The 12,237-nt window shown below is 55.0% G+C and carries 10 protein-coding genes and 4 pseudogenes; 6 read left to right on the top strand and 8 right to left on the bottom strand.

The window, feature by feature from the left end; all coding sequences use genetic code 11:
• The 7 genes and pseudogenes from ACYZT2_RS18700 to ACYZT2_RS18670 all read right to left on the bottom strand — a co-directional run.
• Positions 1 to 583 (bottom strand): annotated as a pseudogene (locus ACYZT2_RS18700) (transposase); the annotation flags it as partial.
• Positions 574 to 1,064 (bottom strand): annotated as a pseudogene (locus ACYZT2_RS18695) (transposase); the annotation flags it as partial. The pseudogenes ACYZT2_RS18695 and ACYZT2_RS18700, both read right to left, overlap by 10 nt.
• Before the next feature lie 444 nt (positions 1,065 to 1,508).
• Positions 1,509 to 2,099: an HvfX family Cu-binding RiPP maturation protein gene (locus ACYZT2_RS18690; protein WP_461966310.1), complete on the bottom strand. Its 591-nt coding sequence runs from the start codon at positions 2,097 to 2,099 to the stop codon at positions 1,509 to 1,511.
• A 12-nt stretch (positions 2,100 to 2,111) separates the two neighbouring features.
• Positions 2,112 to 2,771, bottom strand: coding sequence for a hypothetical protein (locus ACYZT2_RS18685; RefSeq protein WP_461966308.1), 660 nt, complete (start codon positions 2,769 to 2,771; stop codon positions 2,112 to 2,114).
• Positions 2,768 to 3,601 (bottom strand): MbnB/TglH/ChrH family RiPP precursor modification enzyme, encoded by an 834-nt coding sequence (locus tag ACYZT2_RS18680; RefSeq protein ID WP_461966306.1) that lies wholly within the window; start codon positions 3,599 to 3,601, stop codon positions 2,768 to 2,770. The genes ACYZT2_RS18685 and ACYZT2_RS18680 overlap by 4 nt, the downstream gene beginning before the upstream one ends.
• Positions 3,598 to 3,900 (bottom strand): hypothetical protein, encoded by a 303-nt coding sequence (locus ACYZT2_RS18675; RefSeq protein ID WP_461966304.1) that lies wholly within the window; start codon positions 3,898 to 3,900, stop codon positions 3,598 to 3,600. The genes ACYZT2_RS18680 and ACYZT2_RS18675 overlap by 4 nt, the downstream gene beginning before the upstream one ends.
• 14 nt (positions 3,901 to 3,914) lie before the next feature.
• A complete protein-coding gene (locus ACYZT2_RS18670; protein WP_461966302.1) occupies positions 3,915 to 4,850 on the bottom strand; it encodes an MBL fold metallo-hydrolase in 936 nt (311 codons plus the stop codon).
• Between the two features lie 575 nt (positions 4,851 to 5,425).
• On the opposite strand from ACYZT2_RS18670, the gene ACYZT2_RS18665 reads away from it, so the two are divergent.
• From ACYZT2_RS18665 to ACYZT2_RS18640, 6 genes and pseudogenes are all read left to right on the top strand, one after another.
• Complete coding sequence (locus ACYZT2_RS18665; RefSeq protein ID WP_461966300.1) at positions 5,426 to 5,680, top strand: DUF2790 domain-containing protein; 255 nt, start codon at positions 5,426 to 5,428, stop codon at positions 5,678 to 5,680.
• 121 nt (positions 5,681 to 5,801) lie between these two features.
• The gene (locus tag ACYZT2_RS18660; RefSeq protein ID WP_461966298.1) at positions 5,802 to 6,026 is read left to right on the top strand and encodes a hypothetical protein; all 225 of its coding nucleotides are present in this window, start codon (positions 5,802 to 5,804) and stop codon (positions 6,024 to 6,026) included.
• A gap of 856 nt (positions 6,027 to 6,882) precedes the next feature.
• Positions 6,883 to 8,151 carry a group II intron reverse transcriptase/maturase gene (gene ltrA / locus ACYZT2_RS18655; RefSeq protein ID WP_461966296.1) on the top strand — a complete coding sequence of 423 codons (1,269 nt, stop codon included), beginning with the start codon at positions 6,883 to 6,885 and terminating at the stop codon, positions 8,149 to 8,151.
• Positions 8,152 to 8,526: 375 nt separating this feature from the next.
• Positions 8,527 to 8,886, top strand: a complete 360-nt coding sequence (gene tnpB, locus ACYZT2_RS18650) for an IS66 family insertion sequence element accessory protein TnpB (protein ID WP_461966294.1) — start codon at positions 8,527 to 8,529, stop codon at positions 8,884 to 8,886.
• A gap of 17 nt (positions 8,887 to 8,903) precedes the next feature.
• Positions 8,904 to 10,226 (top strand): annotated as a pseudogene (gene tnpC, locus ACYZT2_RS18645) (IS66 family transposase); the annotation flags it as partial.
• A gap of 578 nt (positions 10,227 to 10,804) precedes the next feature.
• Positions 10,805 to 11,659 (top strand): annotated as a pseudogene (locus tag ACYZT2_RS18640) (reverse transcriptase domain-containing protein); the annotation flags it as partial.
• 62 nt (positions 11,660 to 11,721) lie between these two features.
• On the opposite strand, the gene tnpB (ACYZT2_RS18635) reads toward ACYZT2_RS18640, so the two are convergent.
• Positions 11,722 to 12,081, bottom strand: a complete 360-nt coding sequence (gene tnpB, locus ACYZT2_RS18635) for an IS66 family insertion sequence element accessory protein TnpB (RefSeq protein ID WP_258668279.1) — start codon at positions 12,079 to 12,081, stop codon at positions 11,722 to 11,724.
• Positions 12,082 to 12,237: the final 156 nt, after the last annotated feature.

Genomic DNA, 12,237 nt, shown 5'->3' with positions numbered 1-12,237 from the left:
TCACGGATTACAGGGAAAGACGCTGTTGATTTTCATGAAAAAGAATTCGCTATCCCGGTAACCATAAGCCATCTGCTTGATGACTTTGACTCGGTTGTTTATCCCTTTCAACTGCGCTGTGTGCATCAGCCAGAGAACCCGGCTTACGATGCTCCACCAATAAGTCTTTAGCCGTTTGCGAACTGGATCAGACCCTATATCGCGCTTTTATGAGCGTGGCGCAGCCATTGTTTTCGTGCCGATCCTCCAGCCCCAGGCAGTAACCGGCGCCCGGAGAGTTTTGAGCTCGGCCTTCATCAAATAGACCGTCATCAACGACTGGTTGGCCTCTATCAAATCCTGTATTGAACCTACTGTTCCGGTTTTTTCAGGCTCTGTGGATGCGCAAGAGCAGTCAGCGCGCTTGCTTGATGACCTTATGAGTAAGCTGGTCATGGCGTAGTCGATTGGCCTCGCCCCTCCGGTCGATCACTTCTCGGCCATATTTGGCGACTACACGGAAAAGGTTGTAGACCGCCCGCGCTTTTGAACAATGCCGGGGGACCTTCAGGTCAAAAGCGGTGTTCACATCCATCGCTGTCGATCCCCCAGTAATCGTTGAGCTTTTTTCGCAGCACCAGCAACGCGGCGGTCTCGGCCAGCGCTTTGTCTTTGCGGCGCAGTTCGCGCTCAAGTTCCTGGATGCGTTTCTTGTCTTTTCGCGCTTGTTCGCGGTCGACTTTTTGCTGAGCCTGAACGGTCTGTTGACCGGTGATGCAGGCTTGGCGCCACGCATTGACCTGTTCGGGATAAAGGCCTTTTCGTCGGCAATACTCGCCCAGCTCAAGCTGCGACAAACTGGCCGTTTCGAGGACGACAGCGAACCGGGCTTCAGCGGACCAATTCTCGGTGAGTGGCTTGTCTTCTGGCACAACATTTCCTTGGAAACTGACCTTCTTACGCCAGTTGGACAGCGACATGTCGCTGACCCCTTCGCGCCGGGAAACCTCGGCCATCGTCAGGCTCAGCGGGGGAAGCAGCATCTTGAGTAATGCGGCTTTGCGTTCAGGTGAATAGTACGGCACGACCAGTCTCTTTCCGCCCCCGATATGCGTTTTCAGGAAAACTCGGAGAGGCGACAACTATCCTGACACCGGGGGGAGGCGTCAGCGTGATGTGGAGCACGTCACCATCAGGTTTGGTGGTGTCGATAGAAATGTCCGCCCAAAAGGGAAGGAACGTATTAATGTCGTGTATAAGAACGCCGGCTTTTTAGATGTGTTTGCTCGCACGAATATCATCAATCAAATCGGCGATCCTGTTTCTGTGTTTCCCGGAATTCTGTGAAGATCAAAAAAAGGGCCGAGCGGTGAGCCCGGCCCAAAGCTATTCAAAGGGAATCCTCAGAACACCGCTTGGGTTTAGCTGTTACCCGTCGTCGGTCGTTGACGGACATACCCGGCGAAATTGACCAGAGGGCCAGCGTAGTGCGCGCTAAATTGAATCGAACCGCTGCGCTGGCCGTGTGGTCACTTCGGCCAACGCGGGAAGACCTTGGCCAGCCAATGGTCGGCGCTGACATAGCGACCTGCGCCATAGAAGAACAGCACCATGATCATGACCGCATATGTCACCGTGAACTCGATCCCGTTGTTGAGGATTATTGGATCCCCCAATTCTGTAACATAGTTGAAGCGGCCCGGGAAGGAATGCTGCAGCCAAGTCATGAGACCATTGAGGCGCATGCTTGCTTCCGTGGTTTTTCCGGCAATCGCGGCCCAGCCGTGCGCCCAGTGCACGGACAAGCCGGCGACGGTCATTAAGATTGCCAACGGAATGGTGACAATGCGAGTGAACAGACCTAGGGCGATGCAGATGAGTCCCGCTACTTCAGTACCCGTGGCAAGTGTGGCCATCAGAGTGGGCAAGGGCATGCCAAGGCCGCCTTGGGCCACCGGGGTGGAGAACCACTCGACCAGGCCACCGAAACCGGTGACTTTGGAGTGGGCGCCCTCGTAGAGGGTTGGCAGCAGATACAGGCGGATGGAAAGTAGCGCTACGAAATCCAGTTTTTTGGACTTTTCGAGGCCGTGGTTGAAGAGTGCGATCAGTTTAGCCATGGCGATGCCTTACTATTCGTGGTGTGAGGAGATGAGTTCGCGCTGAAGCGCGTGCGTGAACCAGTGGGCTGATTCCATCGGGGATACGACTCGCTCACCGCCCACAAAGGTGGACAGTTCAGCGATGTCGTGGTTTGAAAGCTGTTGCGTCACGATCCTATGGTCGAATGTGCGAAAGACGGCATAGACATAAGGCGCGTCGTTGCGTAGCAGCGATTGCTCCGCCAGTCGGTCGTCCGCGTGCAGGTCAAACGGAGTGGCCAGCCATCGCACGGTGGGGTTGAGGTGAAGGCGGGTCGGGCGACGCGTGTCCCCTCCATGGGGATGGGGAACTGCGGTCTTATCGATCTCGACGTCAAACAACATCCATTCGTACTCGATGAGGGGCCGCCCGATACCCGGAGGCAGGCGCGGCTGCATGAAGCGGACAAACTCGGTCGCTAGGTGAATGAATTCGGCCCGCGCTGCACCAAAGCATTTGTAGAATGCGTCGATATCCTGGCGCAGGCGCTTGGCACCGCGATGTTGACTAAACCGCGGGAACATCGTGGCTACTAGCTCTTGAGCGTTCGCGCGGACCAACTCACCATAGGGGCCCAGATCACCGCGACGTACGGCCTGACAACGGCGCTCAGCTTCGCTGGCGATATCTAGGGCGATGCGAAAATTCATTGCAGATTCCCCGTCGAGCCGGTCATGGCCTGGTGGATGCCGCGCAGTTCCTCACATAGCACGTCGAGGCTGGGGATATTGTTGTCGCGCTCCAGCACAATGGGCCGCTCGCCGAACCGATGAACCGCATACGCACCCAAGTCCAGAACTGTGGCCGAAACATTCGCGCCGTGTGTGTCCAAGACCTGCTCTTGAGGCCCATTATCGAGATGACCAGCCACGTGAAAGTAGGTCACTGCGTCCGTCGGTAATGCATCCATGAATGCGCGCGGATCGGATCCGTGGTTGCGTGCGTTGACATATACATTATTGACATCCAGTAGCATCCCACAGCCCGAAGCGTCTATCAGGCGAGCGATGAATTCGGTTTCGGTCATCTGCCCCTCGTCATCGTAGTAGTAGGAGATATTCTCCAGCGAGATACGCCGGGACAGGTAGTCTTGCACTGCCTTGACCTTGTCGACCATCAGCTGCAGGTTTGCATGCGTGCGAGGCACAGGAATCAACTCATAAAGGTAGCCGCGGCTATCGCGGGACATGCTTACGTGATCGCTGTAGATCGCAATGTCGTAGTTGTCCAAAAAGGTCTTCACTGCGCTCAGGTAATCCATATCCAGCGGTTGCTCGTCGCCGATGGACAGGCTCAAGCTGTGTGCCACCATCGGATACTTGGCCGCAATGGCGTCGAAGTGCTCCAGGCTCTCTCCGCCCAACCGCATCCAGTTGTCTGGAACGACTTCTAAAAAGTCGAAATCAGTCCGAATGGGACCGTTGGCGAGAGGCAAGGCAAACTCGCGCCGGAGCCCAAGCCCTCGTCCTTGGATGTTCATTGGCCACAGACCCCTTCTGCGAGCTTCCTCAGGGTCGTTTCGGCGACGTCATATCCTTGAGCGGTCAGGCCGCATTTGCCGTCACGTGTGCGGACCAAGCGATCCTGTGGATCCTGACTGATCTTGGCCTTGCTGTAGATCTTCTCGGTGCCGCACTTGCCGCTGGAACATTTGCCGCCACCCTTGGTGGTCTTGGCAATGGCCGGTGGCGGGGTCTCGCTGGCATGAGCCGGCTGGCTAATGACGGCGAGCGAGGCGAGCGAGGCAACGGCGATGGATAGTGCGAGTGTGTGTTTCATGAGGGGCTCCTGGGTCATGGCATTTCGAAGCGCGACAGATCACGGCCTGCGTAAACCGGGCCGTGGTAGTAGCGCTTGATGATTGCAACGTTGTTGTCCTTGTTCTTCAGGGATTTACCCATAAAGTGGTTGAGGACGAGCATTTTTGGGTTGATGGCTGCGGCGATTTTGCCGACGACCGTCGGCGTTGCATGGAGGAACTTAGAGGTGGCGTCGGCGTCGTCGTCGATGGCTGCCGGCATGACCAGGATGTCAGCACCCTTGGCAAAATCGATGAATCCGTCGCGGCTGCCGTTCTGATCTGCGGAGATCACGATCGTGCCGTACTTGCTTTCGATGCGGAACGCCAGGGTCGGTACATCGCCATGCGGAATGCCGTAGGCATGTACCTTGACCTCGGCATCCTGATAAACGAGAGGCGCTTTCTCGGCGTGGCGATCCACATTGATGATCGGGCTGACCTTCAGGTTCAACCCATCGCTGCCATCATGCAGGCCCTCGAGGTAGGCAAACGAGCCGATCTTGGCGCCGAACATGTCATGGAAGAATTCCGTCATGCTCGGGAATGAATCCGACCCGTTCGGACCGACCAGTGCAGTCGTGTTACCCGAGGCCATGAAATACGCACCCTTCAAAATGGCGGGTAAGTCGGCGCTATGGTCCGTGTGGAAGTGCGAAATGCCGATGAAGTGCAGGTCTTCCAACCGGGCATGCGCCTGACCAAAGCGAAGGTACGTACCGCCGCCAGCGTCGATGAGCAGTCGCGACTTGCCATCGATCCAGACAATCTCGCCCGACGAAGCTCGGGCGTCGTCAGAGATTGGGCCACCAGAGCCGAGCAGTTGGATGCCCATGGAGTGCGATGTGTCAGGGCTGGTCGTAGCGGCGAATGTGCCGGTGGAGAGTGCCGCGAAGCCTAAAGCGATGGCGATTCGCAAGATGTTCTTCAAAGTGGAGCTCCCTATAAACTGAAGTGAAGTGTTCTGGTTACCGGGCGGCGCCAGGCAGGGCCAAGAGGTGTGGCAAAGCGTCGCCTGTTGCTGACGTATGCACTAGTGCTTGTTTTATATGTGATACATGCCTTTTTGATATGTATTGGCGCGATGTTCAGGCGCGACGGTGGCCTTTGCGTTCTTGTTGGGGGAGGGAGGATGGAGCCATGCTATTTGGGTATGGCAAGCATGCAGAAAATGACTTCGTGCATATTGGGTGGGAGTGGGAACATGAGTTTGAGCCATTCGTTGGCTCATCCCGCATTACCTATTATTGGATACCTTTCATGATCATTACTCCTCCCTTTCTTCGCGCTGAGTTCGTTTGGCGAGGTCATTCACTCATTCAACCAAAGTTCTTTGGGGTCACTTACTGTTCTGTTTATTAGCCCTTATATCTATTTCACTTGGCTACGGCTCATAAGTCTCAACTTTGGGCGAGATTGCATTGCGGCTTTGTCATTGTTTTGTATGTCTGTAGTTGCTGTGAGCACATTGCCAGATAACAAGTAGCCCCCTAGAGAAATACATCCATGAAATTTTTTATGCTTGGATTTGCCGCCTTACTTACCACCGGTTCAGTTTTTGCTGACACTACCGAGACCTCACCGGTGATTTACGACAAGACCGGTTTCTACGTTCACATGGACGTTGCCAAAGTCATATCCATGACTGATCTCTCGGACCAGTGCGGTGTGATTCCCGCACGTATCGATTACCTGGATCATCAGGGGCGGGAGCATGTTCTGGACTATCAGGTTCAAGGACGTTGCACGAGCGAAAACTGATGGGGTGTTATCTTTATGAGCACTTAGCGATCAGTTGATAATGACACTTGCTAAAGTGCCATCCATAACTTTTATATAGCCCAAGCCGCACTCAACTTTATCATCTCAGGAAACTGATTCTATGAAACGGTCAACTCTTGTCGTTGCCTGCCTATTGTCTGTTACTTCTGTCGCTGCCTTTGCCGAAGACGGTTCTGACCGGGCCCGCGCCCGTTGGGAGGCGTTCCAGGCCAGCCAGGTGAAGGCCCACGCTGAAGCCGCGCAGAAGACCTTGACAGCCCAGACCAAAAACAATGGTTCTTCCGCAGCAGACACTACCAAACAGAAGCAACAGCCCGATACCTGATTGTTTCGAACCGTTCCCGACACTGACTTCTTTTATGCTCTGTTCCCTTGGAATAAGTGTTATATTTAGCGCCCGATAAACGGGCGCTTTTTATGGTGCGCCAGGCATGGCGCGTTGCGCGCAAGCGCAACCAGCTTGGCTGTGGTGGCCTCGCTGGTGACTTGGAGGTGAAAGTCCTCTACACACCCGGCAAGGGGAAGTGTTAGCCAGAGGCAAGGGTGTCGCGGGTGACTGCGAATCTGAAGGAAGCCCGAGGCAAAATGCTGGCCTGACGAACAGGAAGCGGATAGAGGCGGCGCAGCGGGGTAAGAAGGCCAAAATCTTCAAAGCCCAATACTTGCGTGTGTCACGAACGCTGGCGTAAGCCAGCGATGCTGTATCGAAGATGGGAGTAGGCCTCCCGAAGTCCGCTTGCAGGAGCTGGCTTCAAACCGCCCGGTGCTGCTGCGTTCAAAAGGCGTGGTGGTGAGCGACCGTGGAAAAGGCGTCAATAAAGGCGTCAGGTACGTATTGAGCAGATGAGCGAAAGCAAACCGTCCGAAGACGCATCGTTAAGGGCTCAAGCGCTGTCAGAACCGAGGCTGGCAAGTAGCCTTGGGAGCAAGTCTGGAGGACACCTGCTTACCGTCCAGATGGCAGCCGGTGTATAGGCGGCATGAGCTCAATACAGGCTTTGATATGGAACGTGAGAACCTCGCCTTTGATGCCAAGGGAAATGACAAGCGGCTATCACCGCAAGAAAGAATACCGATGCAAAGGCCGAGGGGCGGAGCCATTCGTAGTAGTGATGAAGTTCTTGTAATGGCGTTGCCCAGCTCGCTTATGTCGTCAACCGGCTTCGGCGGGGAAGAGCGGCATGAGCGCAGCAAAGTCGTACAGCATTTCCAAACTGATAGTTTGGGAGGCCTTCCAGCGAGTGAAAGCCAATCGAGGAGCCGCTGGGATAGATGAACAATCTATTGCCCAGTTCGAGCAGAAGCTGCAACGGAACCTGTACAAGGTTTGGAACCGCATGTCGTCGGGTTCCTATTTTCCGCCACCGGTTCGGCAGGTGGAAATTCCGAAGCAATCAGGAGGCAAACGCAAGCTGGGTATTCCGACAGTAGCCGATCGGGTGGCTCAGACCGCCGTCAAGCTGCTTATAGAGCCGCGTCTGGACTGTCTTTTTCATTCGGATTCCTATGGATACCGGCCGGGAAAATCAGCCAAACAGGCGGTCGAGATCACTCGCAGGCGCTGCTGGAATATGAATTGGGTGGTGGAGTTTGATATCAAGGGGGCTTTTGATCATATCGATCATGAGCTGCTGCTCAAAGCTGTGAGGCATCATGTGAAGGATGTCTGGATTCTGTTGTATATCGAACGGTGGCTTAAAGCGCCGTTTGAGACTGCTGACGGCGTTCAGGTACCACGTGAAAGCGGTACACCCCAAGGTGGGATTGTCAGTCCCTTATTGATGAATCTGTTCATGCACTATGCATTCGATGCCTGGATACAACGGACTTTTCCAGGTTGTCCATTTGCACGCTACGCCGACGATGCGGTGGTTCACTGCCGTAGCGAAAAGCAGGCGTGTGAGGTCATGGCGGCAATCAAGGCCCATCTGGAAGAGTGCCTACTGACCATGCACCCGGAAAAGTCGAAGATCGTTTATTGCAAGGACAGTAACCGCAAGGCAGCGTACCCAACGACGCAGTTCACGTTCCTGGGGTTCACCTTCCGGCCACGGGAGGCATGGGGCAATAATGGACGCCGGTTTACCAGCTTTCTGCCCGGAGCTAGTAATGAGGCGTTAAAACGAATGCGTCAACGAACTCGCAGCTGGAATATCCAGCGGCAAACACCAGCCAGCCTTTTTGAACTGTCAACGCAGTACAACGCCATTCTTCGTGGATGGTGGAATTACTATGGAGCTTTCTACAAAACGGTGATGCACAAGGTCTTCAATCACTTTGATTTGAAGCTGCAACGCTGGGCCCGTCGGAAATACAAGCCATTGGCGGGGCGCAAGCGCCGCAGTGCTGACTGGCTCAACCGAATGAAGGAAGCATGTCCATCGTTGTTCGTGCACTGGCATGTCTATGGAGATGAGTCTCGACTGGGCAACGGGAGCCGTATGAGTTGAGAGGCTCACGTACGGTTCTGCGAGAGGCTGAAGGTGAAACTCCTACGGCCTACTTACCACGGAACGCTGTGACGTAAATCCGACAGGCATAAGCAGGAAGGTCGCGCGAATTACCCTGGGAGATCTGCACGTTTGCCACTGTGCTACCGAGCGTCGAGAGGCGACGGGATGAGCGTGCAGAAGTCAGCCGAGGCCGTAGTAAGTGGCGAATAACCCCGCCACCAAGGGCCGAACAGGTTATGCCGCCAGTAGGCGTCAAAGTCTCGTTGAATACCGAAATGCAGAAGTTTCGTATCCGCTCCACGAACCCCACATTCCAAGCCGATAGCTGACAGCTGATGCTGTGCTCCCGATTTCCCTCAGGAGCCCATCACCATGATGCGTCCCAACGCCAGCGTTGAAAAAGTGTACCTCTACCCGAAACCGGTGGACTTTCGAAAGTCCATCGACGGCTTGGCTGCCCTGGTCGAACTGGATATCAAAGTTGCGGTGTTCGACCCCGTACTCTTCGTTTTTCTGAATCGTCACCGCAACCGGGTCAAAGTGTTGTACTGGGAGCGCAATGGCTTCTGCCTTTGGCTCAAGCGCCTGGAGTCCGAGCGTTTCAAAACTTCACCCGATGAGCTGGACGAGGTCATCGTGCTGACCGTGCAGGAGCTGAACTGGCTGCTGGATGGCTTTGACCTCTGGCGCAACCGCCCGCACAAGGTTTTGACTCCAAGGTTTGTGGCCTGACGGGTATAATCCAGGGCATGCGATCATTGCCCGACAACCTTCCAGACGACCCCGTACTTCTCAAACAGATGCTGCTTGAAGCCTACGAAGCACGCTCGCGCGATCAGGAAGTCAAAGAAGCTTACGCCACCCACATCGTTGATCTGAAAGAACAGATCAAGCTGTTGCGTGACCGTATCTTCGGCCGCAAATCAGAACTGACCGTTGAGCCCAACACGCCGCAACTGGCCCTGTTCAATGAGCCGGAAAGCGAGCCGATGCCTTCAATCGGCGACGCTGACGAAGAAGTTGTTGCTCCAGCGCCACGTCGTGGCAAGCGCAAGCCACTGTCGGCCGATCTGCCGCGCATCGAAGTCATCCACGAACTGCCTGAACACGAACTGACCTGTGCCTGCGGCTGCCGCTAGCATGTGATCAGTGAAGAAACCAGCGAGCAGCTGGACATCGTGCCGATGCAAATCCGGGTCATCAAACACATCCGAAAAGTCTACGGTTGCCGCGGTTGTGAAACAGCCCCGGTCACCGCTGACAAACCAGCGCAACTGATCGAAAAGAGCATGGCCAGTCCGAGCGTCCTGGCGATGCTGCTGACCACCAAGTATGTCGATGGCTTGCCGCTGCATCGTTTTGAAACGGTGCTGAGTCGACATGGCATAGAAATCCCTCGTCAGACGCTTGCCCGCTGGATCATCCAGTGCGGCGAGCATCTGCAACCGCTGTTGAATCTGATGCGCGACCGGTTGCTGGAAAGCCCTGTCATCCACTGCGATGAAACTCGCGTCCAGGTACTCAAGGAACCGGATCGAGACCCGACCAGCCAATCCTGGATGTGGGTGCAAGCCAGCGGCCCGCCAGAGCGAAAAGTCGTGCTGTTCGATTACACCTCCAGCCGTGCGCAGGACGTACCTTTGCGCTTGCTGGAAAGTTACCGTGGTTATGTCATGACCGACGATTACGCCGGGTACAACGCGTTGGCGTTGCAACCGGGCGTGGAACGTCTGGAATGCGCAGCTCATGCACGGCGCAAGTTCGTGGAAGCACAAAAGGTGCAGCCCAAAGGCAAGACCGGACGAGCCGATATCGCGCTGGCGATGATTAACAAGCTGTATGGCATCGAGCGTGAGCTCAAGGATGTCAGTGACGAGCAGCGATTTATCGGTCGTCAGGAAAAGAGCCTGCCGATCCTGGGGCAGTTGAAAAGCTGGCTGGATAAAACGCAGTCCCAAGTGACACCGCAAAGCGTGCTGGTTAAAGCGGTTAATTATCTGGCGAGCAACTGGCTTCGGCTGGAGCGTTACGTTGAAGCTGGTTTTTTACCTATCGACAACAACGCGGCGGAGGTGCGACACGAAGTCGCTTACAGAAGTTGTTCCCACTTGGAGGGAACCACCCGTGTCACCGGGTGAATCTAGAAGGCTGAATCAAGAGCGCCTTTGACAATGTAACGAGGCACCGCAAGGTGCGGGGTATCAATCGCGAGAGGCGTACCCTTCTGGCAGCCATAGCCGGATGAGTACTAGATAGTCGGTACGGTGAACACATGTGAACCTGCATAAAGATCGTTACGTTGAACGAGCGGAAATGGCTTTTACGCTCTAACCAAAAGGGTAACGGAGGTGGGAACTGCGTCTTTCGGCTACGCGTTCGTGACCCATAGGCCTCCCGGTCTAGAGCAGGCACCTAACCCGACGTACTTCAGTAAGCGGAACGTGGAAATCCCGTATCGCTCCCCTTGGGGACAGCCGTTTGCAAAAATTGCCTATGGCGGTGCGGGCAAAGGAACGAGGAAAAAGCGAACGCAATCCTGTAACGGGCTGGATAGAAGTTGAGACATCACTTCACGCGAAAGCGGGCAGACGTCCTCATGGTCTCTCCTCACAAGAGAGTGTGTAGAACCCTTTCAACGGAAGGAGAGCAAATGAACGCAGCAACACTGGCGTGTGCACCTTCTGGCACGGCGTGGGACGGCATCAACTGGGCCGATGTCCAACGTCGAGTAAGAGGGCTGCAAACGCGTATTGTGAAGGCTATACAAGACGGCAGGCATAACAAGGCGAAAGCCCTGCAATGGTTGCTGACTCACTCGTTCAGCGGCAAAGCATTGGCCGTCAAACGGGTGTCTGAAAACAAAGGCAAAAACACCCCCGGTGTGGACAAGGTCACTTGGAACACACCGAGGGCCAAGACCCACGCGATTGCGTCGTTGAAGAGGCGAGGCTACTCGCCGCTTCCGCTTCGCAGAGTCTTTATTGCGAAGAAAAACGGTAAGACGAGACCTCTCGGAATTCCCGCCATGAAATGCCGGGCCATGCAGGCGTTGCATTTGCTGGCTCTGGAACCGATCGCGGAAACCACCGCCGATCCGAACTCTTATGGGTTCAGACCGGAACGCTCAACTGCGGATGCCGCAGCACAGTGCTTTGGTGTGCTGTCACGAAAAGCAAACGCGGAGTGGGTGTTAGAGGGCGACATTCAAGGCTGTTTCGACAATATCAGCCATGACTGGATGATCGCCAACATCCCTATGGATAAGGCGATTTTGCAGAAATGGCTCAAGGCGGGCTACGTCTACCAGAACGAACTATTCCCCAGCCACGCCGGAACACCGCAAGGAGGCATCATTTCTCCGGTGCTGGCCAACATGACGCTGGATGGTTTGGAAGCGATGCTGGCGAAGAAATTTCCCAATGCAAAGTGGACAGCCCGAAAGATGCGCGTGGTGCGTTATGCAGATGACTTCATCATCACTGGCTGTTCGAAAGAGTGGCTGGAGTGAGAAGCACAGGATCGTCTGGAAGGTCGTCGGGCATGAAAGTCATGCCCGGATTATACCCGTCAGGCGACGAATCTTGGAGTTAAAACCTGATGTGGACGGTTGCGCCACAGGTCAAAACCGTCGAGTAACCAGTTCAATTCCTGAACGCTCAACACAATGGCTTCGTCAGTGGCATCGGGCGATGTTTTAAAGCGCTCGGACTCCAGGCGCTTGAGCCAAAGACAGAAGCCGTTGCGCTCCCAATAGAGGATTTTCACTCGGTTACGGTGGCGATTCAGAAAAACGAAAAGCACAGGGTCGAACACCGCGACTTTGATATCTAACTCGACCAGAGCGGCCAGGCCATCGATGGATTTTCGGAAGTCTACGGGCTTGGGGTAGAGGTATACCTTTTCGACTTTGGCGTCGGGTCGCATCATGAGGTGCTGGCTCCTGAAAAGCATCGGGAGCAAAGCATCAGTGATCAAGTCCGGGCTTTGAATGTGGGGTTCGTGGATCAGTTACCAGAGATCAGCAGTACGCCAATGTTAAAGAGGTATAGCCGGGTACTTAATAGTGCCTTTGTAGAGGCTTGA

The organism is Pseudomonas sp. MDT1-85 (genome assembly GCF_054898065.1).
This window is presented reverse-complemented; position numbering and strand designations above follow the sequence as displayed.